Source organism: Vibrio sp. V03_P4A6T147 (assembly GCF_002241085.1).
Lineage (GTDB): Bacteria > Pseudomonadota > Gammaproteobacteria > Enterobacterales > Vibrionaceae > Vibrio > Vibrio anguillarum.
In genome coordinates, this window is the sequence record NZ_NDIO01000248.1 from 1 (window position 1) to 24,787 (window position 24,787).

Here is a 24,787-nt window from a genome sequence, read left to right on the forward strand (position 1 = left end):
GCCACTGCTACTGTGATCACAGATACATAACGTAAGTGAAGCGTAATCATGATCGAAATTGGCAGTAAAGAATACCGAAAAGTCACTTGGGGACTTGCGCTCGGCTCGTTCTTAGTCTTTTGTAATCTCTATCTTTTTCAGCCAATGTTGCCCTACCTTGCTACGCATTTTGCGGTTTCGGAAACCCAAATTAACTGGTTATTTGCCGCATCAACCCTCGCACTCTCCGTCAGTTTAGTCCCTTGGGCAATCAGCTCTGAATCCTTTGGCCGCCGCAAAGTGATGTTATTAGGGCTATTCATGATGCCATTAATCGGCAGCTTAATGTTGATCAGCCAACAGCTATGGGTGCTGGTTTTAACACGTGCACTAATGGGCGTCGCATTGGCCGCCTTTGCTTCGGTTGCCGTGGCTTACATGGCTGAGGAGCTTTCGCCTCAAGCATTTAGCCAAGCGATTGGCGGTTATATTGCTGCGAATTCATTAGGTGGCATTAGTGGCCGAATTTTAGGCGGTATATTGACCGATGCCTTTGGCTGGCAACAAGCCGTGATTGTGATTGCCATACTTACTTTCGTATGCGCCATGATTGTGCTGTGGTTACTACCCATTCAACGCAATTTCACGCCGCAACGAGGCTTGTTCTTTCACCACAATCGTGCGCTGGTAAAACATCTTTCTAACCGCACACTGTGGCTAGCGATGCTGATTGGTGGTACTAACTTCGCGCTGTTTGTTAATCTCTACTCAGTGATGGGCTTTCGGCTTGTCGCCGAACCCTACTCGCTACCGATTGGCTTAGCATCATTGATCTTCCTATGTTATTTGGCGGGAACACTCAGCTCGAAACTGACCGCTAACTGGACAAAACGCTACAATGCCATTTCGGGCATGATGTTGGGAGCCTTGCTCAGTTTATCGGGGATGTGGCTAGCCTTGGTTGAATCAATCCCGTTTATGCTGATCGGTTTAATGTTGATCAGTTTCGGCGCCTTTTTTACTCATACGCTCGCCTATTCATGGGTGAGCCAAAAGGCCAGCAGCGCAAAAGCAACCGCGACCGCTCTGTATTTGGTTCATTATTATGTGGGTGGCAGCCTCGGCGGGTTTTTCTTACTCTATTGCTGGCAAAATGGCGGTTGGGCGGTGGTGGTTTCGGGTGGAATGGTGTTGTATGTGGCGATGTTTTTTCTCTGTTGGAAATTGCGCCATGATGACCGCGCCCTTGCGCACCGCAAACCGCTGCATGAATTGATCAAGTAGTGTTATCCACTCACTTTATCAAAAGACTCATGTTATGCTTGCGCCAAATTGACTGTTTTAATAAGCACTATGAGCGTAACGATAAATAAAACCGCCATCACAACTGAAGTCGAACAGTGGCTTAACGATGTGGTGATTGGCTTAAATCTCTGCCCTTTCGCCGCAAAACCACAACGTAACCAGCAGATCAAAATTTTCGTCAGTGAAGCCGATACTGAAGAACAATTGCTGCAAGACATTTTGCAACAATTGCTAGAGTTAGAAGGCAGCTCGGCACAGTCTCTTGAGACCACCTTAGTGGTGGTGCCAAACATGCTCGAAGATTTTTTTGAGTACAACTTTTTTATCGATTGGGTCGAAGCATTAATTACGCAACAAGATTGGCAAGGCATCTTCCAAGTCGCTACCTTTCACCCTCACTACTGTTTTGGCGGCACACGCCCCGAAGATGACGAAAACCTAACTAACCGTTCGCCGTACCCGATTTTCCATCTTATTCGCGAAGAGAGCATGGAAAAAGTACTCAAGCACTACCCTAACCCAGAAGCGATTCCCGATACCAATATCGCTCGTGTTAGTGCTCTAAGTGACCAAGAACGCCGCCAACTGTTTCCTTATTTGTTTCTCAATAAGTAACCCTGTTCTTTAACCAAACTGATGGCATGGGTCGCAGCTTTGCCATCAGTTTGTTACTATCCATTTTCTTACTATCAGTTTATTACTATCAATTTGTTACTACGCGTCACAATCCCTGTTAACCAAACCAATGGACCGAGATAATGCATTTATCCAAGCTTACTCAAGAGATTTACGATCATCTTTACCGCGATATTACCGAGTTTCGTAGCACCTTTGATCTCCCCGTTGCTGATGCCAGCAGCTTAAACGATAAAGCTGACACGTTGCATACTTCGCTCGCGATTGAAGAGTTGACTGAACTTGCTGAAGCTGACAATAAAACAGAACAAGCGGATGCGATCATCGATACTGTGTATGTTTTGATGGGTCGTTTAGTCCACCTTGGACATAGCCAAGTGAGTGACAACTTAGCGATCAGCTATTTGATTGATCTTCTGCTCAATGTTGCCGTAAATCGTGGCATCGAATTTATTCCATGCTGGGATGAAGTACACAGCTCGAACATGAGTAAAGTATGTCGCAATGAAAAAGAGTATGCCGATACCCAAGCCTACTATGCTGAGCAAGGTATTGAGCTGATGGCCGTACAAAAAGGCGACTACATTATTGCTAAATGCGCACAAGATTTTGTCTCTGAAGGCAAAACGATTCGCCAAGGTAAAGTGCTCAAATCAGTCTATTACCGTCCTGCTGACCTTGCTTCATTGACGCAATAACCTTGCAAAGACTCAGATAAAAAAAACCACCTTGTGGGAGCAAGGTGGTTAAGAGACTTATAAAAAGCCTAACAAGAACGAGAATGTATCGATTCTATTAATGCGATTGGCGTGCCAACTTTCACATAAAACCTAACCATTTGTTTTTAATAGACTTACTATTTTTATCATTCTATCTTCAGCACATTGATGCGCTAAAAGTGTGCTAACTGCACGACAGTTGTGCTTTTAATCAAAGATAAGGTAAGGCTTTCCTTCAACAACAACCTGCTTCACCTGAGTCTGAAACGCTGCACTTAACGCTTGGCTCTCTAATACTTGTTCAACCGAGCCGGAACTTTGCAATACGCCATCTTGCAATAACAGAGCGCGATCGGCATGGCGCAATGTTCGATTGAGATCGTGATTGGCCATCACTACCGCTATCCCTTGCTGTGCAACCTCTTCAATCAAACGATAAAGCAACCCTTCTTGAGCAATATCAAGAGGCGCCGCAGGTTCATCTAATATCAATAACTGCGCGTAAGGGTTTAAGGTTGGCCAAATTTGCAAGCAAATACCGGCCAAGCGGACACGTTGCCATTCGCCGCCTGACAGTTGGTGAATGGATCGATGCAATTTGTCTTGAATATTCAATCGTTGAGTGAGATGAACCACGGCTTGATTAACAACCTGAGAATGTAAATCGGCGCAACTGGGGATCGCTAAGGCAAGATATTGATAAACATCGACATTAAAAACAGGCTTGTCGTTTTGCGACAGATAAGCTCGGTGCAGTGACAGCGCCTCTAACGATGCGCTTGAAAGCTGAAGATCACCAATGTAGACCTCACCTTGGCTCTCTGTCACGCCAGCTAACGCCGACAGTAAAGTGCTTTTTCCGCTACCATTAGGCCCAATAACATGCAGCACCTCTCCCGCTTGGCAGGTAAAAGAGAGTGGTAATAAGCGTGATGAAACCTGCAGGCTATTAACGTGAATCATGGTTTTTCAACAACATCCAAATAAAAATCGGCGCACCAATGGTGGTAGTGACGACACCAAGTGGAAGCTCAGCAGCATTAAGCGCCGTTCTGGCAACGGTATCCGCGCAAACCAGTAAGAGTGCGCCGAACAGAGCCGACATAGGTAAAAGGTAGCGGTTTTCAGAACCAAACGCCAAGCGCAATAAATGCGGAACAACCAACCCAACAAAACTGATCACACCGCCCAATGCCACCGCAGCTCCTACCAGCAGCGACACGGCAAAAATCAATTTCCAACGTAGTCGATGCACATCCACACCTAACTGCTTTGCATGGGTTTCGCCCAGCATCAGTTTGTCTAACGTTTTTCCTTGCAGAGCAAGCCAGATGATCACCGGAAGCGCAGCTAATGAAAGCGTATGTTGATACCAGCTTGCACCACCAATACTGCCCATCAACCAGTAAACCAGTTGCCTTAAACTGAGATCATTACTGAAATAAAACGCCCATGTCACCACAGCACCAGATAAAATACCCAGCGCCACACCGACCAACAGTAAGCGAGTTGTGCTTAAACGCATCGCTTTAGCCATGCTGACCAGTAAAAGAGTAAACACCATCGCACCGACTACGGCACAAAGCATGAAAATTTCAGGGGAGGCCAAGGCAGGGAAGAAAAACAGCACCACTACCATCGCCACACTGGCGCCACCAGAAATACCAAGCACGCCCGGCTCTGCCAAAACATTCCCTAATAGCACTTGCAGCGCCGCGCCTGATACGGCTAGTGAAGCACCAATGATGACGGCAGAGAGCAGACGAGGAGCACGAAGTTCAGTCACTAACTGCCATTCCAGTGGTGACCAAGTGTGAAATGGGCTGATAAAGAGTTCACCCACCATCAAATAAAACGCACTCATCGAAATCAACAATGCCAGCATAGCGTAGAGGGCGTAATGCCAGCGACGCTGTTTTTTTAAGAGTAACTGATTGAACGTCATGCGCTTATATGTAAGTAAGAGAAACAATAATGGCCTAACCTTACCGTTAAGCCATTTAAATAGAAAGTGATATACCAAAGCAATCGCCTGTTAACCTTGTCAACAGGTCAAAAGATTAACAAGCCAAAAGTACCATCGGTTAATCGTATACCAATTGATCGTCTTCATAGCGTGTCGCCACTTTGCACACCATTAACGCGGCGCGCTGGCCTAATGCCACTTTTCGGTTAGGAAATACGATCGCTTCATCTTCATTTTTCGCCATGAGTGGCTTTTCACCATCATGACCAAATACCTCACCATGTTTAAACGCGGTGAAGTTTTCGACGTTATCATCAAACATGAAATCAAAATCGTCATGCAAACGGACGATGGTACGGCTGACACGATAAATGGTTGGCTTTCTTGGCAAGTGTTCAGGTGTCGCATTTGCTACCAAATCGCGCATGGCTAAGTCAAACGCGACTAATCGCTCTAGGTTGTTTTGACCAAGAGGTGCGACTTGCCCCAGCTCAAGCGTTAAAGCTTGCGCGGCAAAATTCTCTGCACAGTACCAACTGAAGGTACTCGAGGGTGAATTTGAAAGCAGCACCGCTTCGATATGCGCACTTTCAATCAATGCCATCAGTGCGCGGCTGCGGACAGGATGGCGAGATTTGGGGCTGACGGCAAACGAATAATGTTTGGAGTGACGAATCGCACAGTGCAAATCAAGATGCCACCGGTTTTGCTCAGCGGTGTGTTCGAAAAAGTCTTTCACTGTCTGTTTGAGATGCTGTGCAATCTCTCTTTCTAGGGAGGTATTACCCTTTTTATCATCAAATAAACGGTTCAAATTTTCTTGCACGAAACGGGTATGTTGATTCGTCGCCTGAGGATGAGCCACAATAAATAAGCAGCGGTGTTGGACCGCTTGAAAACCTGACTGAATATCATCCACCAGCTTATTTACTAATTCCATTGGCGCAGTTTCGTCACCATGAATACCGCAAGAAATAATGATGTGCTTACTCTCATCGTTGAGATGAGCGGGAATCACTTCGAGCACTCCACGCGAGAGCACTTTAAGCGTAATACCAGCTGCCGTTTTGATTTCGCCAGTGACCATTTCTTGGTCTAAATCCAAACTATCAAATAGGAAAGATTGGCGGAAAAGGGACTTCGTCATGCGTTACTCCTTTATTGCACAGCGGTATGTTAATGAATTGTAGAAGCAATTTATGTTGAGGCGATCCCACTTATCAAGATGGATAAGGGTAAACTTAACTCATCAACGATCGTCTCAATACCTTATACAAAATACGCTTAACCAGAGGCCGGCGTTAATTGCCGGGAATTCTATCATTAAATCTGATAGTTACTCCATACTCTACTGCATGCTCACCCGGTGCTAAATTTGAATTCCGATGCTCTTCACACTCACATTCTTAGCGTTATCTTTTCCTATTTGGATATGAGTTAATGATTGATAGTCGATATTCAACACACTATACCAATATTGGTTTTGCCAATCAGTGCCTAGAACATTGGCAAGTATCATTCTGATTGTTCCACCATGAGCGATGATTAAAGTGTCTTGCTTGATCTCTTTAATCTGAGCCTCCCAAGCACGAGTTACACGCTGATGAAAATCGGCCAAGTTTTCTGCATTCGGTAGTTGATGTTGGGCCGGATTGGTCCACAAAGTTTCCACTACTGGCCACATCGATTGCAGTTCATCAAAGGCCACGCCATCGACGTCACCAAAATCCATTTCTTGGAAATCAGGCTCAATTTGGTAATCCAATTTCGGCTGCTGTAAAACCAGTTGCTGCGCTAAATCATGGCAACGGCGTAGCGGCGAAGTAATGATGTTTGAGAAGGAGTAACGGGATCTCAGCAAAGTGTGAGCGATCTGCTCTTGCCGATGCGCTTCAACGAGCACATCTGTTTTACCATTGAGCGCAGGCCGACCGACGGTTTTACCGTGGCGCATCAAATAGAGATTGATCATTGTGAGCCTTTTAAAGCGATGTCTTTTAAAACAATCGGTAAGCCCGCCGCAATAAAGCTCACTCGGGTTGCTAACTTGGCTAGCGCTTGGTTAAGCCAGCCCGCGTTATCGACAAATAAGCGCGAAACCTCCCCCATCGGGATCACGCCAAGGCCCACTTCGTTAGCGACGATAACCAAAGTGGCGGGCGTTTGCTCAACGGCAAAACAGAGTTGCTCGACTCGCTTTTTTATCTCCGCTTCGTGAGCTTGCTGGCCATGGTTATAGATAACGTTATTCAGCCACAGCGTTAAGCAGTCCACCAATACCACATCATGTGCCGAAAAAGTGGCAATTAACTCAGGCAGTTGTTCAGGGCATTCGTGCTCTTGCCATTCCGACGTTCTTTGCTGCTGATGGTGAGCAATCCTTGCCTGCATTTCATCATCAAACGCAATCGCGGTGGCAACATAGTTAAGCTGAGCCTGCGGCAGCCGCATTAACAGGGCTTGGTGTTCTTGCTTTGCGGCCTGTTCAGCGAAACAAGACTTACCGCTACGCGCGCCACCCAAAATCAAATGCACCATTATTCAATCATTCCCATGCTCAAATAACCCAACCCAGCGAATACAATAAGCAGCAGATAGATCAGCAGTTCCATAATCTGTTGTGCAGCGCCAAGGCAATCTCCAGTGAAGCCACCAATACGCGCCATCAACCAAGCTTTGAAGAAAATACGAAAAACTACAGCAACCAATACCAAACTTAAGCTTACCTGCCAACCAAACCATAACGCAGGCGCTAAGCCGCACAGCAGTAGAAAAATGAGCTCTGGAAGGGTTTGTTTATTGGCTAGCGGCTTACTTTTGCTGCTATCGAGATCACTCACATACGGCATGTCGAAAATCAACGATGCCGCTATCGCACGGCTAAAACTGTAGCCTAGCACCCACACCATCAATACGTTGCCATAACCAAGTAGCGCCTCTAAAAAGAGAAACTTACACAGTAGCGCCATCACTAAACTGGCCGCACCATAAGTGCCAATGCGGCTATCTTTCATGATGCTCAAACGGCGCTCAGCCGTCATTCCTCCACCAATGCCGTCCGCCATGTCAGTTAAGCCATCTTCATGAAACGCCCCTGTTAATAGCAAACTGGCCACCATCGTCAGTGCGATGCTTACCTCGTTTGGTAAAATCAGGATCAGCACACTGTAGATGGCACCGCAGATCGCGCCGAGTAATAGACCAACCAAGGAAAAATAGCGCCCAGATCGGTTCATTCGTTCACTGCAATAGGGCGTATTGTTAGGAATAGGAAGGCGCGAGAAAAAACTCAACGCCAACCAGAACAGCTCTAATTGATAAGCGAAAACGCGCAGCATTACACTGTCACTCCTGCGTCGGCAAAACTGGCCATGGTGTTGTAGAACTCGGCGGCCGCTTTGACCAAAGGTACGGCTAATACAGCACCCGTTCCCTCACCCAACCTCAACCCTAAATTAAGCAGTGGTGTCGCGTTTAACTGTTCAAGTACGCGTTGATGGCCCGATTCATGGGACTGATGAGCAAAAATCATCAACTCGCGGCAATCTGGTTCAATAAGTGTGACCACATACGCGGCTACCGTGACGATAAATCCATCCACCAGAATCGGCGTTTGCTGCTGGTAAGCGCCTAAAAATGCTCCGACCATTTGCACAATTTCAAAGCCGCCTACTTCCGCAAGGACCGTTTCTGGATCCAAACCACGGCAGCGTGTTACGCCTTGCTTCACCAACTGTATTTTTTTCTGATATTGCTGTGTTGAAATGCCAGTGCCGTAACCAACGCACTGCTCAACAGAATGTTTAGAAAGCGCCGCTAATATCGCAGAAGCGCTACTGGTATTACCAATGCCCATTTCACCAAACATCACTATATTGGACCCCGCACGGATCACCTGCTGCACGGCCTGATTGCCTAGCAGTAGCCCTTGCTTCACTTGCTCTACAGACATCGCCGCTTGGCGAGCAAAGTTCTCCGTTCGGCTACCTAAGCGCTGCACAAGAAAGTGCGGATTGTCGCTTTCTACAGGGAGTAAAATCCCGCAATCTATTACTTTCATCTCGACTTGATTGCTGCGACAAAAACAGTTGATGGCCGCACCACCCGCCAGAAAGTTAAGCACCATTTGCTGAGTCACCGCGCTTGGCGCAATGCTAATGCCTTCATCTGCAATGCCGTGATCGCCAGCAAAGACCAGTACTGTAGGCTTATGAATGGTGATCTGCTGAGTGGGCTGAGGCTGATTTTGACTTTGGATTAAGGCGAGCTGGTGTGCTAATGACTCAAGTTGGCCCAGCGCTCCCAACGGTTTGGTTTTTTGATCGATTCTTTGTTGTATCGCTTGGCTATGATCTTGTTTTAACATTGCTTCTGGGCTCTTCCATGAAAAGAGAAGAGTTTACTCGTATTCGCTAGTATCGGCTAGGTTTTGCCAGTTTGAGCCTAAAAAAACACCCCCTGTTTTCTACAAAATCAGGAGGCGTTTTTAGGTTTATATGGGCGCTATTGTCAAACAGACACGCCTACAAAGGCTGGTTTTAACCCATGAAAGACATGATTACGACAAGCTAAACTTCCCGGTATTCACATCCGACCATGCGGCCATAATCGCTTGCTGAGGCTGAGAAGCTAATCCATCCATAAAGTTGCTTTCTCCCACCTTAGGCGCGAAGGAACTCATCGCTTGAATGAGGTTGTCTAACGCATTATCAGTCAAACAGGTATATTCCTGCTCACCTTGAGCGTCTTTTTCACCTAAACCGATAATAAGTTTGGCTCGATTATTTGCAAAATAATCATTGAAAGTCACACAACCTAACGCATCAAATAGCGTTTGATCGGAAGAGGTATCAGTATGGCGTGCCATAGAGACTTTCAGATCGTAACCACTACGCTCAAACCATAAACGGTTCCAATCAATACCGTTGAAGATGATATTTTCACCTTGGCGAATATCTTCAACCACGTTATCGATCACCTCACCACTGACCACAAAACTGTCTACGCCAGCACCGCCTTTGAACGTATTTTGGTAACCCCCAAGCACCATGACATCCTTACCTTCACCACCGTTTAATGTGCTGAATTTTGAGATAGCGGCGGCAATTAAGTAATCCTCGCCCTCACCAGCATTGATCGAAGCATGGTAACCCATCAGTTTGACTTCATCGTTTCCTTGGCCAGCGTCAATTCGGTTGTGATTGCCAAAGACTCTCGCAAAGTCATTGCCTGCACCAAGATCAAGTTGGTTGTTATTACCGATGGTTACAGCAAAGTCTTGATCGTCTCCCATGTCTACACGATTGAAGTTACCTGAAGTGACTGCATAGTCATTACCTGCCCCCATGGTGATCTCACCACCTTCGCCAAAGACAAAGGATTGATCATCACCCGCGCCCATAAAGACGTGGTTAATGCGTCCGGCCACAACCGCCGTATCATTACCATCACCGCCGAACATCATGTTCTCGCGACCCATTAAAACGCCCATATCGTGGCCTTCACCGCCGGTGAAAATATTGGAGACTCCCGTTGCGTAGAACACATCGTCTCCACGTCCTCCCCAGAAGTTATTATTGTCGCCTAGATAAGCGCCGAGATCTTTACCGTCACCGCCCCAGTTGAAGTTGTAATTACCCAGAGAAACGTTCATATCGCCATCCCCTTGCAAATGCCCACTGTTACGAAGGAAATCAAACGTTTTATCCTTCATATTGAGCAAATCGGCGGTGAGATTCTGCTTCAGATTACTGACCAATGATGCCATCTCTGCCTGCTTATCTTTGCTAAACATGGTGGCAAATAAATTGGGCAAATTGAGCGCATTAAAACCAAATGCGCGCTCTGGTTTGGTTTCTTCAACAGTGGCTGATACGTTTTCCGTTGCCGCAGGCGCGCCATTGAGAGTCACTTGCGCTGTATCGTTTTCCTCTGGTGCTTTCTCTTTCAGTCCATGACTTTCAGCAAAGGATTGAAGACCATCAGCCCCCATATCGATTCCCGCTTTGAGGCTATCTAGCAATTTTTCTGGGTCAGTAAATGCGCTGAGCTGCTCACCACCAAACTCGCCAATCACTTCTAGCATCTCTTTTAAAATGGCAACGCCATCTACCGCTTCATCAGTACGAGAGACTATTTTGCCATCAGCGGTGTAATTGACACCGAAGATATCACCTAAAGTCGTCTCTGCACCGACCTCAGCAAATTTACCCAGCAGCTTATTCTTAAGCTGACGAGGCAAGTCTTGCGGATTATAGGTAAAGGTCGTTTGAGCCATTCCCGTTGCTGAGAATTGCTGGGTTAACACGCCAAACAATGAACCGAGATTGGTATCCAAAATCGCTTGGATGTTGTCTCCGAACATAAAGTTCCAGTTGCCCGTGGTGACCTGAATATCGGCTCCTTGGCCACCGACCGCGAAGTTAAAGGCCAACTTCTCGTTCATTTGACGGAACTTATCCGCGCGGCTCATCTTGCCAGTATCATGATTACTATTGCCACTTAACCACTGGTTGTACTTTTTATTCAACCTTGCTTCAGCGTCAGACTTCAAGCCGCGGCTGCTGCGCTCATTCTGAGAGTCCAAATCAACCAAACTGCTGTAGTCAACACTGCTGGTTTGATCGAGACCGGACATCTCTTTAACAAATTTTTTCGCACCAGAGAGTGTCCACTGCTGTTCTTGAGCCGCTAACCAATCGGCACCCTTTCCTGATTGTGCGATGCTTTGTAATACTCCTGAAATACGTGATGCACCATCAAATGGATTGACCAGTGGCGGTGTTGGGATCGACTTATCCATCATCATGATAAGGTCATTACTGCGACCCATATTGAAACTTACGTTGCGGTTACCCATAAACATTTGAGCACCTTCAAGCGCCTGATAACCAGCGATGTCGACACTATGTTTGCTGTCACCATTACCAATATGAACCATGACATTGTTGTCACCAAAGGCCAGCGACTTAAAGCCCCCCGTACCCACTTTAATACCAACATTTGACGTACCCCAGTTAACTGCGGTGAACTCACCATCACCGACGTTGACCTGAATATTGCCCGAGTAGCTGAGCTTATTGTCACTGCCCGCCGATGCCGTAGTATCCGTTTCCGTTTTACGCTTTTCAGGTGCTTCAAACACCTCACTGTTGTCACCGATGGCACCACGTGCTGGCTCATTAACCTCACTCGCACCAACACGAGAAAGATGGATATCCCCTTCCGCCACACCGTTACGAATGATCTCGTCACGTACGGTAACTTCGCCTTGCGTATTCCAAGTCAGTGAGACTTTATTATTTGCAGCCTTTTTTACCCAATTTCCATTGGCATCTTGAGTATGTTTGCGCCCTGTTGTGTCTACCGCTACATCAGAGTTGCGAACCGACACATCCACGCGAAGACCATTGGCATCCATGGCATTGATAAATTGATGACCAAAGCCTTTCTGCTTGCCATCACTCACTAAAGAGCAACCGACAATACTGATATGGCCAGGCTTGTTGCTGATGTTTTCCGCTTGGCCGAATGCCTGCTGGAACTTGGCCAATTTCACTGCAAGTTCATCGGCACTGTAGCCACTTAAGCGAGTGTTGTTGTGTTCTGAATCATCACGCCCATGACCAACCAATTGCCAGCGCAGCTTTCCATCCAGTTTCGATGGGTCACCATACACCACGCGATAATTCCCCTCAGAATCGAGCTGAACGACCACACTGTTTTCAGGATGCTTGCCAGCTAGATTTGCCGCCGCTTTTGCAACTACTGAATCGTTTTCCATTTGAACAATCACTTGGCCGTCAAAGCGCGTTTCACCGCCGTCCGCTGTCGATGTGACGACAACACGTTCCCAACCGTCCACGTCTTGGTTATGAAGTGCGTTGTTTGTGCTACTTAAACTTTCTTTGAAGGTAATCTTCGGTTTATTAGCAACATCATCGTAGACAACACGCAGACTCACATCATCTTGCTCGATAGTGAACTGGTTCGAGTCGCTGACTTTAAGCGCAGGGAGATCAAGACGGTGCGTGATACCCGGAACAAAACCTTCAATTCCTTTGTGCGATTGCAAATGCGCTTTACCATAAATAGCGACAAACTTTTCACCATCAGGCAAGTTTTGTAATATTTCCACTGCAATATTGTTCGCGGCACCAGCACGGTACATCAAACCGTGTTCTGTCCCTTGAACATTTGGACGTGCAGAACTGTTTGCATCCAACGCAACAACACGCATGCCATTGGCACGTGCATTTTCAAACAGAGTGACATCGAGATGCTTAGTTTTCAGCATTGCGCTTAACTCACTCGACATCACACCAGTAGCAAGGTAGCTATCAATCAGCGGCTGCGCGAGATCCGAGCGTAAGTGCTCAAGACCAATCACACTAATACCCTGTTTTTTCAGTGCATCCATCTGTTCATTGACAAAGCGTAAGCCATTAACATCACTGCCATGTACTTCACCAATTAATAAACCTTTGCGCTCATCCAGAAGAACAGAAAGCTGCTCCTCTATACTATTTTTTTCTGCAAGTTTATTGCTTAACTCATCATACCCAACACCAGAGTAACGACTATCCCAAGCGTCAACGTCCGTCTCATGGCTACTGCGGTAGATACCTTCAATTTGATCCATACGGTCTAAATTAAGTTGAGTCAGATAGCTTTGATCAGCGAATTTCTTCAGCAGTATCATTTCAGCTGAATCGCCAGAAACGGGATCCGCTTTCTTCGCCGCTTCTTTCAAAAAGTAGAACGCCATTTGTACCGATTCAACACCAGTCAAATCCTGAAGCTCTTGATAGCTATAACCAAGATGAACAGTTTGGGTTGCCTCATCTAAGAGCGCTTTACTCAGTAGACCATTCGCCTGAGACGTTTCTAGCCACTGTTTGAAATCAGCGTAATGCTCGCCTAGGTCAACGTGGTACTTCGCATCAAAGGCAAGGTCACTTGGCGTTCCGCCTTTGTAGCCTTGCTTCGGCGCCAAGTACGGGTCTTCATTGGCCCAACGAACCATCATATCCGTCAAACCTACGTGTTTACCGTTGGCTTCTTCAATCGCGACCATAAAGATACGAGCGGCAAGCTCTGGTCTTGTTTGTGCGATTGCATTAATACCCGCTTGGGCAACTTGCATCTTGCCGATAAACAACGCACTGGTGACCTGCTCTTTCAACTGCGTTAGCGCTTGATTACGCCCAGAGGTTGGATGTTCAGCGATGTAGGCATTGATCTTCTTGTTAAGCTTAAAGCTTTCTAATACCAGATCACGGTCAACAGCCCTATGAACCAAATCAACCTGCTCTAAGATGGCTTGATAAGAAGAACCGATTCGCTTGCCAAACACATTCGCACTTTTTACTAATTCTTCTCTGGTGAATACCTTCGAAAAATCTAGTGGCTGCATCACCGTATTTTCTGTTACTTCTGACCGCGTAGTGCTTACGTTTGTCTCAATTTCACCGCTAAGCTTTCTAATCACATCTTCCCTTGCATTTAGGAAATCATGAGACAATTTGCGCTCTGGTGTAAAGAGTGGGTCATCAAGGCCAGCATTCCACTTATCATTGAGTGATGCTCGGTAACTGACATTAATCGCTACCTGCTGGAAATTAGAAAACTCCTGCGGATCACGAATCACCACCGCACCTTGCTCATTCACATTGAAATACGTTTGGATAGAGCCCTTTCCTTCGCCTAAACCATCTTCCATAAAGAAGCTTTTAGGTACAAAGAAAGTCGCAGGGAAATTGTCCGCCATTACCGCATAAGGGTTTGCGTCGTCTGCACCATGATGCACCATCTCTAGGCCATCGGTTCTGCCCAAGCTAGTATTGATCACATCTTTCAGAGTTTTTAAGCGATCGCTCACAACACCAAGGCTCGCCCCATCTTTCTTGTTATAAAGCACCTCACTGTCGTATAACTCTTGATACTTAGGCGTTAAGTCTTCGTAAGTAACAGACTCTTTCCACTGCTCCCAAGTTAATGGTTGCTTGACCTTATCTTGTGGCCCTAGATCAGCGTAGGAATACATCACAGTCAACAAATCATAGTCTGCTGTCATCGGCTGTTTAGATACAGGATCACCAATCACTTTGAACGGCGCTAGCTCACCATCTTTCATGTAATGAACCTGCCACAGATCTTTGCTCTCAACAGTCACTTTATTCAGGAAGAAAGTGACTGTTTGATCACCATTGGTTGCCGTTGTTTTGTACATACCGCTTTCTGCATCAAACTCAAGAGCTGTCAGTGACTGATATTTAGACACCAACTCATCTATTCGAACCTGATTTAGATACAAATCGGCACTTACCGCATTACCAGACTCAATGGATTGTTCGGCATAGCCGTTAAATTTATTGAGATCTCTTCTCGCAGATGCTTTGGCAAATGACTGATCTACAGGAATAAAACCAGACATTGGCCCCCAATCAGAGCTTTTCGCCTTAACGAATAAACCTTTACTGCTATAGAGCTTAGAATCAATCAGTGACTTCGACTTCTCATCAACTGGTCGAACACCGATAATGACATTTTCACGCTCAGCAACCTCCGCCAATATTTTCTGATCGATATCAGGCATACCAAGCTCGATGGTTTCTGGTTGCACGATTGGCTCGAGAACTAAATCTCGGGATTGATAATTCTTATGGTGAGAATCTGCGTTTGATATCGTCTCCGCATCATCCAATACAGGCTTGTTTTTCAGTAATGTGGTGATTTCATCGTGATCATTCACATCTTGGTTGTGAAGTATCTTTCCATCAGCCAATGCTTCTTTCGTGTCATCTACAACTTTTGCATCGACATCTGAAGTACCTGGTTTTTTAATCGGCGTTGCGTCAAACACAGGTAAATCGAGGATCCCCTGCATAGTGGTTTTGTCACCGAAGGTTGGCTTGTAGCTTGCTAACGTGTTGCCATCCATTACCACCACGCGGTTGAAGATTGCTTCACCTGCGTCGTTTTTAGCCAGCTTATAGCTTTGAGCCATGTTCAGATCGGACTTGCCGAAGAAACGCGTTAGGTAGGCGCCAAACTTCTCTGCTGACGAGAACTCAACGATGCCAGCATTTGGATCGTAGAAGCCGTAAACTCGCTCGTCACCTGAGCCTTTTGCCCAAGCCGCCATCGCATGTCCCGGAGCATCAAGTTCCAGCAACACCGATTTACCGTTAGCCGATGCATCAGTGATTTTCTCAACCACACTGTTTACGGTCAGCGCTTGCTTCCCTTCCAGCTTTTCCTGCCACACTTTCATCGACGTATCATGCATTGGGTTCTTTGCATGAATGGCCGCCAAGCTGCTGAGCAGTTTGCTAGCGTTGGCTTTTTCACTGTCTGAGTAAAGCGTTGGATTGCTCAGCACTGCTGCCGCAGAGTACATCTTCTCTAGCAGTTGTCTTGCAACGCCAATTTGGCCATCGTTTTCGAGCTGCTTTGCAACCAGAACGAGTTTAGAAAGTGGATCACAACGACCACCAAAACCGTCGTTCGATAGGTTCAACAGCATTAACTGTGGCGCAAGTTGCTCGGTCGCTTTCGCATCCACGACGCCAGCAGAGGCAATCTCACGGAACAGTCGGTTGTACTTCTCAGACTTGTTCTGGAACGTCACTTTCAGTGCACGACTTTCAATTTCCCAAGCAAGCGCACCTTTTTGCTCTGCACTCCAGTTTCCTTTAACAAACAGATCCACCAGTTGCTTGATGTTCATGTTTGAACGGAAGCCGTCAACGATATCCTTCGCATGGTCGTTTTTATAACCATTCAAGAAATCTTCGGTTGTCCGAATGTCTTTCAATTTGCCCGGTACGCGAGTATCCGGTTGCAGCGCTTCGCCATAAAGTTTGAAATCTTTCTCGAGTCCTTTAAGCACTTCGCCCGTTCCTACCGTCGTTTGTGTTGACGTGCTCGTCTCATTACTTTCGATATAAGGCGCTGTCACTTTCGCCCATTGCTCGGCATGCTGCGTCATCAACCATTCTGCTTTATGATTTGCAGAAGCACTAGATTTAGGGTTTTTAACTGGAGGCTGGCCTTTGCTTGCCCGATACTCCTGATACCAGGCATTGAAATCATCACTATCGCTCACCAGAGCATTCACTTCAGTAATGATGGCTTTGCGGCTAGCAGAGTCAAAATGATCGAGTGCCTTAACATCAACTTTTGCGGTGGACTCTGTTTTAGGCACAAATTTACTTAAAACACTCGGCACACTGCGAAACTCAAACAAAATCGCGGGTTCAGGCTGCTGCGAACGTCCTGTCGTTGCATTGTTGATTCCATGCCCCGCCACTTCTCCGCCATACTGGAAGTATTCAAACACGTTCTTAGCAAGGCTTTCTGAATGTGAACCTTTCAGCTTCTCAATAATTTGTTGTCGCACGTATCGTGAGTCGTCTGCGCTCAGAAGCTCCAGCATTTTTACTGGCTTAGTTCTCGGCAAAATCTCCCAAGCATTTTTCACTTTCGGATCGGTTAACCCTTGAGCATTCGGCGAGAAGCCTTCAGATGCAGGATCCCAATCATTAATATAGATACCGTATTCTTTCGCCAGATTTGCTGTTTTTGAATACACCGATGTTAGATAGGCATACACATTTTGCGCTACCACTGGATCATCTAATTTAGCTTCGTTCGCATTTACTAAAAATTCATCTCTCAGTCCTGACTGATACCAAGGCGCAGATTCTAGAAGTCTCACTTCCAATGACGAGCTTGAACCAAATTCTTTCGCACTGATGGCCATCGTGGCTTGTTGCCCACTAGGGGTCATTCCTATTGTCTGCCCTTGAGCTTCAATAGAAGTACCGTTACCCGCCGCGATGAAATGCTTCGAATTCGATATAACCAGCGTAAAACGCCCGTCATCACTAACCAAACTAGGTAAGCTATGGTGGTTCGATTGATTGATATGGCCTGTAAATTCTTTCGCTAGCCATAACATTGCCTCTTTGCGACTTTCAATCGCAACCATATCACTGGTTTCACTAGGATATGTAACCAATTCAATGGTATGAGTCTGCCAGTTGTTCACCCCTTTGATATCAGTGATACCAACTGGGTTACTGTAACCACCTTGATTCATGTCTTTGGTCAACATAAACAATGGGTTACCTTGTGAATCATGCACATATCCAAACGTCTGTGCTGAGTTCTTAGGTAAAACAACAACTAGGCCAGATAGCTCATTTTCTATACCAATGGATGTCGATGCAAAATGGCTTTTAAACCCGGGAACGCTTTTAGAACCAAGTTGACCAGTCGGTTGACTTCTCTTAATAGCGCTTAGCCCTTCTAGGTTCACCCCTGAAATGTGAATCTCTTTTCGGCTCACATCCTGAGAGGCCGTTGTTGGCACAACAATGCTGTCGGCGTTTGTCTCAGTGAACATCGAAGTGACAGAACTACCCGTATTTTTCGCTCGAATTCCTGCGTTAATTTGCAGGCGGTTGACTGCATTGGTCGCACCTTCTAAGGCTTCTAGCTCTTGCTCGCTCAAGCCCTCGCTAAAGCGGCCATCAGCGTTTGTTTGACTGTCAGCGTTGATATGGCGGCCCGCAACACCAGCGGCTTCGACGCTATGTGCTTGACCCACAAGGCCGCTGCCCGCAACACCTTGACGATCAGGGCGATCGCTTTCGTTTTGCTTAGCCCCTTTCGCATCATTCTGCACTTGGTTGGCTTTATGTTCCGCGTTCATCGCATCGCGATCACCACGCGATTGCGCGTCGTTTGCTGCGCTGTGTGCGTCAGATTCGGCTTCTTTCGCGTCATTGCCTTTTGCCAAAGCATCAGCTTTACGTTTTTCAGCATCAGTTTTAGCATCAGCAATGCCTTGCTCTGCACCCGCCAGGTTTTGCTCACCTTTTGCGACGCCTGCTTCCGATTGTGCAACCGAATCTTTGACTTTGTTTTGATTGTCCGCGTGCGTCTGTTTCGCGGCAGCAATCTGCTCACCAGAAACCTGTTTTGCGTTGTCCAATTGGGTTTGAACACCATCAAGCAAGCCACCGGCAAAATCGTTGCGCCATTGGTCGCCCGACTCACCCGTATGCGTGGCTTTGTCATCGAGCACATCGAGACCTTGTGCCAGTTCGGTCAACTCAGCCGTCACGGCTTCCGACTCTTCTTTCACTGCATCGCGTTGAGCTTGACCATTATTTTCCAGAGCTTGTTGGTCGGTAGATTCCAGTTGGCTTTGCGAACCTGCGACAGCATCGAGCTGTTTCTGCTTTTCTTGTTCTAGACGCTGGCGATCCGTTTCTGCGCGCTCTTTGTCTGATAGGGCATTCTGCGACGCTTGATTTTGCGTTGCATGCTCACTCACCGCATTAGTTTGCTGTAGCGTTTCTAATTTCGCAACTACGTTATCTAAGATATAGCCCAACCCATCATCGTGGCCTGTGCCTTTGAATTCGATACGGTTACTGCCAGCTTGAGCGGTCAGTTTTAAGGTTTTTTTCTGCCAAGCAGATTCATCACCAGACGATGAGAAAACCACTTCGCCGTTCCAGAGAACGTCAATGCCTTCGTTATTAGAAATGCCTGCACGTTTTGCAAAATCAAAGCTCAGCGTAATAACTTCGCCATGATTGAGATCATTCAGATCTTGAAAAATGGTCGTGTTGATGTAGGTGTCAAGCTCACTGACTCGGTTGCCGTGTCCTTCACTTGCAACGCCATAACCGTTGGCAGAAAAACCTGCTTCAATACCGTTAGAGGCCCTCCAACCGTACTCCCCCTGCTCAAAATCGCCATTAACAATGAGATTTGGCCCTTGAACTTGGTCCGAAGAGTCATCAACGCTGAGCGCATTTTGCATTTGATTGAGATCAGGTGCGTCTACCTTGGTCACACTACCTGTTAGGCTGTCTCCCAAATCAGAGCCCACTTCTTCAATCGCCTCCATTTGGAAGCCATCCAGCTTGGTGATTTCAGGTGTCGCAATCGCACCACGGCCTTTATGCGTGCCGGATGATGATGCTTCATCGCCTTGCACTAAGTAGTTGATTGCTTGGCTACCACCTACACCAAGTACGGTTTGCTTGATGTTATCAAACAGGGCGGAGAGCTTGTTGCTAGTGGTGTTGCTCGACGCGACCGCCAAACTGTAGAAATCACCATTACCGATTTTGATCGCCACGTTGTTTTGAGCGTAAGAAGCATTAACTCCTAAACCATCACCAACATGAATATTAGCGTTGGCTTTACCTTTCATGACCGCGACGTTCAAACCATCGCCGATTTTGGTATTGACGTTGTATTGGCCCCAAGCAACATTGACCGAAATACCGTCACCAACCACGGTGTTAATATTGGCATCACCATAAGCGGCGGTGACGTTTAGGCCATCTCCCACTCGAGTCGTTACGTTCGCTTTACCTTTCGCGGCGGTCACCAGCATACCATCACCGACTTTGGTGACGATGTTGCCCTTACTCCAAAGTGCGTTAAAGCTATCGCCATCACCCACTTGAGTCACAATGTTGGCTTCACCTTTGGCTAGTACAACATTTCGGCCATTACCCACTTTGGTGATAACGTTGGCTTTGCCCCAAGCGCCGGTATAATCATCACCATCACCCACATGGGTAATGATATTGGCTTGACCTTGCACGACAGAGACTTCTTGACCATCGCCCACTTTGCTGATGACGTTGGCTTCGCCTTTGGCAAAATTATAGCGATCTCCATCACCTACATGAGTAAACACGTTGGCTTGACCCCAAGCCACGTTAACGCCCAAACCATCACCGACTTTGGTAACGATGTTTGCCTTGCCCTTAGCAATACCGATAGTCGTGCCATCTCCAACATGGGTCATCACGTTGCCGATATCGGAAATCAACAACCCTACCGTGGTGCCTTCGCCCACTTTGGTTAGGATATTGCCTTTACCCGCCAATACAGCCGCGGTGGTTGCATCACCGACATGAGTCACGATGTTGGCTTTCGCCGCGGCCACAACACCCATGAAATCATCACCCACTTTGGTGACGATATTGGCTTCGCCCAGTGCTAACACGCCCGTTAGACCATCGCCGACATGGGTCATAATGTTCGCTTTACCGAACATCGCCGCCAGCGTTGTGCCGTTACCGACTTTGGTCATCACGTTCACTTCGCCCGCAAATATTCCTAAGCTGGTTCCATCACCGACATGGGTGTAGATGTTAGCTTTACCGACCATCAGCGCAGCGGTGAGATCATCGCCCACTTTGGTCATAATGTTGGCTTGGCCAATCATCGCCGCAAACGTGCTGCCGCTACCTACATGGGTAAAGATATTAGCGTTACCCACCATAGCCGCAAGTGTGGTTCCATTACCGACTTTAGTTGCTATGTTGCCTTTGGCTAACATAAGCGCCACCGACATGCCATCACCGATATGGGTGAAGACGTTAGCTTCGGCCACCATTAACGCGAGAGCATCACCGTTGCCCACTTTGGTAAAGACGTTACCAAGGCCGCCCATCAGTGCCCAAGCATTCCCTTCGCCCACATGGGTAAAGATATTGCCTGCACCAATCATGACTGCAATGGATGTTCCATCGCCCACTTTAGTGAAGATGTTGCCTGCGGCGCCCATTACGCCAAGGGTTTGGCCATCACCAACATGCGTTAGCACGTTGCCAACACCAAGCATAATGCCTGTCGTGTCGCCATTCCCGACTTTCGTTAGGATGTTCGCGCCGCCTACCATAACACCAGTTGTGGTGCCATCACCGACATGGGTGAGTACGTTAGCGCCTCCGCCCATCACAGCAAGGGTGTTGCCTTTGCCTTTTTTGGTGAGAATATTTGCGCCGCCGAGTGCCACCGCCGTGGTATTCGATAATTGATCATCACTGCTGATATGGGTAATCACGTTCGCACCACCCAGCATGCCCGCCGTGAGTTCACCATCACCCATTTTGGTCAGTACGTTTGCGCCACCAGCCAGTACCGAAGCCACATCGCCTTGACCGACTTGCGTCATGACATTGAAACCGCCAGCCGCTAGCCATAGTGCATCACCACTACCGATTTGCGTGTGCGTGTTATAACCGCCCAGCAGAGTAACTCGACTATTGCCTTGGCCTTTCTGTACCGAGATGTTGCCGTAAGCCAATAAGTGAGCCAGATAGTCACCGTTACCGACACGAACCAGCACGTTCAACGCACCACCCGCGTAAACATCCATCTTGCCTTGCTGACTTTGGTGCACTAATACGTTTGCCAAACCTGCGCCGCGGAAGGTGAGATCCCCTTCTTCGCCACTTTTGACAATCACGTTCGCCGCGCCAGCACCGTTAAATTCGGTATTACCAAATTGGGAGCTGTGCAGGATCACGTTGGCAAGACCGCCACCGTTAAAGTAAACATGACCGCGTGTTACGTTGGATTTAATAACGTTACCGCCACCGACACCATTGAAATGAATATCGCCAGAGCTTTCGCCGCTATCGCTTACGGGTTTGAATAAGGTTTGATCCGTGTATTCGTCGATATCAGCCACGGTTTCGCTGGTACTTCTTACCGCGTTAACGCTGTAATGCAAGTCGCTGAGCGAGTAACCCCCTTTGCCCATTGCGTGATATCCATACACAGACGAAATATCTTGGTTAGCTAAATTGGCCGTGTGATCACCTTCTTTATACCAAGAGCGAGCTTGATATTTCAGCGCGCCGGTTTCGGCATCGTTCGCCAGTTCAACCACAACGATTTTCGTGTGTTGTCCCAGCATTTTAGCGTAAACATAAGTGTTGGGTTTGCGGTTTGATTTTACCGCTTTGACATCAACCTTAGTACCATCAGCAAAAATGGCGTGACCATCCATTTTTGCATCCGACAATGACACATCTTTCGCATCAATCACCGCACCATTGGCGTAAGTCACCCACTCATATTCAGTCAGGCTTTTTTCAACGGCATGAACGGTGACAGATTGTTGATGTTCAACTTTGAGATCAGATAACGTGTAAGCACCATTGATATTAACGGCTGTGAAACCACCGTTGTTGGAAATATCTTGATTCGCTAAGTTGTTTAAATGGTTACCCTCTTTATACCAAGCCGAAGAGTAATATCTCAGTTCTCCGGTTTGAGGATCATTACGCAACTGTACTTTGTTAATTTTGGTATACGAGGAGTCTGCGAAAGCAAAAAGATAAGTATTAGGCTCGTTAGCTGATTTTACTGCCGTGACTTGATGATTTTGTCCTATCCATGAACCACTCATCACCGCCTTAGTTAATACAACTTTATCAGCCTTGGCATTGGCCATGCCTTCTTTCGCAAAGTCATCCCCAGAACCTTTACGAGTAATGGTGTTATAAGCACCGGCGCCCGAGAAATGAATATCACCATGTGCCACATCAGAGTAAAGGCTGTTGTAACCACCCACACCTTCGAAGCGAATATTACCGCGTGTTTCGGTATACACATCGTTCGCATTGTGCGTACGCTCAATTCGATTGGATGCCCCGGCACCCTCTAGGGTAACATCCCCAACCTTGCCTTTGCGAACCAAATGGTTATCCGCACCAGCTCCACTAAAGTGCAGGTTACCGCTTTCAACACGTGAGCTAATACTGTTAGCAACCCCCGCGCCGACAAAACGCACATCACCTTGAGATCCTTGATACTGGTTAAACCAAGTACGATCGATTTTATTGCCCGCACCTGCACCTTCGAAACTCAAGTTTCCATGATTGGTTTCATGCCAGATAGCGTTGTAGCCACCAGCACCTTGGAAAGAAACATGGCCTGATAACCCTTGGCGCTTAATGTGGTTGTAAGCCGCAGCACCTGCGTAGCTGATGTTGCCATGCTGGCCGTCATGACCAATGTCTACACCACCAGCAGCACCTGAAAATGAGAGATTACCGTCTCCGTTTTTCTTGATATCAGCATAACCCGCAGCGCCTCGAACGCTCAGGTTCCCCGTTGTATCCTCAACTTTTAGATAGCCGGCCCCCGCCGATACCGTATCGTTACCTGAACCGGTATATACCGTGGCTCCGATCGACCCCAGATGAATATGATCATCTCCGCCATAAGCATGAATTTCGCCGCCAAAACCGATGGCAACAATGTCGTTATTTCCATCGTCGGCGGAATAATTTCCGGTGAAGAAGTATTCGACACTTCTCCAAAATGGTTTTCCCATAGACTGTGGCTCTTATTATTATTTAAATAGAAAACCACTGTACCTTACGGATACAGCGGTCGTTTTGCGTGTCGATTTTGCCGCGGACAGTACACACTTTTTGCCCTTTCCACGGCAAAAAAACACGCTGTCGTAAGTCATTGACGATTTGACGTCCGTGACCAAAAGGAGCAAGCATTTCAGGAATGTAGATATGATCACCAGAGCGCCAGTCAGCGGCTTCGATTTCTCGTTCACCGGACAATAGCAACTCTCTCACTTGCTCAGACAAAAACGCCCAATTACAAAATGCAATTGGACGTCCTTGTTCATCTTCGTAATAGCAAAACTGATTTAACTCAAATGATGGCATAATCCGTTGCTGCCATTCACTGATAAGATACCGCTGATGCAGAGGGGAATATTGGCTGAGCAGAAGAATCCCACCCATCATTTTCTGCATCATTGCACGATCCAGTTTCGCCGCGTGATGTTGAATCAACATACGCTAAGCCACCTTTTATTTTTTCGTGCGTGTCACGCGTTTTTTAGCAGGCTCAATACCACTCTCGTTCTCTTGAGGTGCTTCACTCGGTGATGGTAGAAAACCTGCGGCAATTAATTTTTCTAACTCTTCGTTCATACGAGGATCTTCAAGCATATTCTTAACCATCGAAACCATATACATAAAACCAGAAGCAGGCATATGAATCACTTCTTTTAGCTCTAAGTCCGTATCACTTTCCGCCATAATACCGTTCGCCATGTTGGACTGATTCTGTCCAACAAAATAGAGAGAAAAAACACCTTTATTATAATTAACACTCGATACAGTTTGAACGAATTTCTCAGACATAAATAACTCACCTCATAATTTAAAAAGAAAATAAAAAAGATTAAAGCCACTTATAAAAAAGTAGCGATAACCCAAAAATGATTTTTAATGTTATACAGCATTTCAATGGCATGCAACCATACAATAACGCTAAGTCATGAATAAATTAACAAAACCAAAATATTACCGAATACAAG

General features: G+C 46.8%; 13 protein-coding genes and 2 pseudogenes. 3 read left to right on the forward strand and 12 right to left on the reverse strand.

Annotation, left to right across the window (positions count from 1 at the left end; genetic code table 11):
* Positions 1-48 precede the first annotated feature (48 nt).
* The 3 genes from B9J84_RS09725 (at position 49) to B9J84_RS09735 (ending at position 2,618) form a co-directional block, all read left to right on the forward strand.
* A complete protein-coding gene (locus B9J84_RS09725) occupies positions 49-1,263 on the forward strand; it encodes an MFS transporter (protein ID WP_094124033.1) in 1,215 nt (404 codons plus the stop codon).
* Between the two features lie 69 nt (positions 1,264-1,332).
* Positions 1,333-1,899, forward strand: coding sequence for a DUF1415 domain-containing protein (locus B9J84_RS09730; protein ID WP_026027360.1), 567 nt, complete (start codon positions 1,333-1,335; stop codon positions 1,897-1,899).
* 143 nt (positions 1,900-2,042) lie between these two features.
* Complete coding sequence (locus B9J84_RS09735; protein ID WP_010318603.1) at positions 2,043-2,618, forward strand: nucleoside triphosphate pyrophosphohydrolase family protein; 576 nt, start codon at positions 2,043-2,045, stop codon at positions 2,616-2,618.
* A gap of 228 nt (positions 2,619-2,846) precedes the next feature.
* On the opposite strand, the gene btuD is transcribed toward B9J84_RS09735, so the two are convergent.
* The 12 genes and pseudogenes from btuD to B9J84_RS09795 all read right to left on the reverse strand — a co-directional run bounded on the left by btuD (position 2,847) and on the right by B9J84_RS09795 (position 24,611).
* Positions 2,847-3,602, reverse strand: coding sequence for a vitamin B12 ABC transporter ATP-binding protein BtuD (btuD, locus tag B9J84_RS09740; RefSeq protein ID WP_010318604.1), 756 nt, complete (start codon positions 3,600-3,602; stop codon positions 2,847-2,849).
* Entirely contained in the window at positions 3,589-4,584 is a 996-nt protein-coding gene (btuC, locus tag B9J84_RS09745; protein ID WP_179217552.1) for a vitamin B12 ABC transporter permease BtuC, read from the reverse strand. The genes btuD and btuC overlap by 14 nt, the downstream gene beginning before the upstream one ends.
* Before the next feature lie 139 nt (positions 4,585-4,723).
* On the reverse strand, positions 4,724-5,752 hold the full coding sequence (locus B9J84_RS09750; RefSeq protein ID WP_094124035.1) for a succinylglutamate desuccinylase: 1,029 nt from the start codon (positions 5,750-5,752) through the stop codon (positions 4,724-4,726).
* Between the two features lie 222 nt (positions 5,753-5,974).
* Positions 5,975-6,577, reverse strand: a complete 603-nt coding sequence (locus B9J84_RS09755; protein WP_088732562.1) for a histidine phosphatase family protein — start codon at positions 6,575-6,577, stop codon at positions 5,975-5,977.
* On the reverse strand, positions 6,574-7,143 hold the full coding sequence (gene cobU, locus B9J84_RS09760; RefSeq protein WP_017044834.1) for a bifunctional adenosylcobinamide kinase/adenosylcobinamide-phosphate guanylyltransferase: 570 nt from the start codon (positions 7,141-7,143) through the stop codon (positions 6,574-6,576). Before cobU ends, B9J84_RS09755 begins: the two co-directional genes overlap by 4 nt.
* Complete coding sequence (locus tag B9J84_RS09765; RefSeq protein ID WP_017048661.1) at positions 7,143-7,943, reverse strand: adenosylcobinamide-GDP ribazoletransferase; 801 nt, start codon at positions 7,941-7,943, stop codon at positions 7,143-7,145. Before B9J84_RS09765 ends, cobU begins: the two co-directional genes overlap by 1 nt.
* The gene (gene cobT / locus B9J84_RS09770; RefSeq protein ID WP_094124036.1) at positions 7,943-8,971 is read right to left on the reverse strand and encodes a nicotinate-nucleotide--dimethylbenzimidazole phosphoribosyltransferase; all 1,029 of its coding nucleotides are present in this window, start codon (positions 8,969-8,971) and stop codon (positions 7,943-7,945) included. Before cobT ends, B9J84_RS09765 begins: the two co-directional genes overlap by 1 nt.
* 192 nt (positions 8,972-9,163) lie before the next feature.
* Positions 9,164-13,750, reverse strand: a complete 4,587-nt coding sequence (locus B9J84_RS09775) for a C80 family cysteine peptidase (RefSeq protein WP_404206781.1) — start codon at positions 13,748-13,750, stop codon at positions 9,164-9,166.
* A 69-nt stretch (positions 13,751-13,819) separates the two neighbouring features.
* Positions 13,820-16,336: pseudogene (locus B9J84_RS16355) on the reverse strand (anthrax toxin-like adenylyl cyclase domain-containing protein); the annotation flags it as partial.
* A 147-nt stretch (positions 16,337-16,483) separates the two neighbouring features.
* A pseudogene (gene rtxA, locus B9J84_RS09785) lies at positions 16,484-23,776 on the reverse strand (MARTX multifunctional-autoprocessing repeats-in-toxin holotoxin RtxA); the annotation flags it as partial.
* Positions 23,777-23,798: 22 nt separating this feature from the next.
* Entirely contained in the window at positions 23,799-24,260 is a 462-nt protein-coding gene (rtxC, locus tag B9J84_RS09790; RefSeq protein WP_017044044.1) for an RTX toxin-activating lysine-acyltransferase RtxC, read from the reverse strand.
* 15 nt (positions 24,261-24,275) lie between these two features.
* Positions 24,276-24,611 carry a hypothetical protein gene (locus B9J84_RS09795; RefSeq protein ID WP_013856638.1) on the reverse strand — a complete coding sequence of 112 codons (336 nt, stop codon included), beginning with the start codon at positions 24,609-24,611 and terminating at the stop codon, positions 24,276-24,278.
* Positions 24,612-24,787 lie beyond the last annotated feature (176 nt).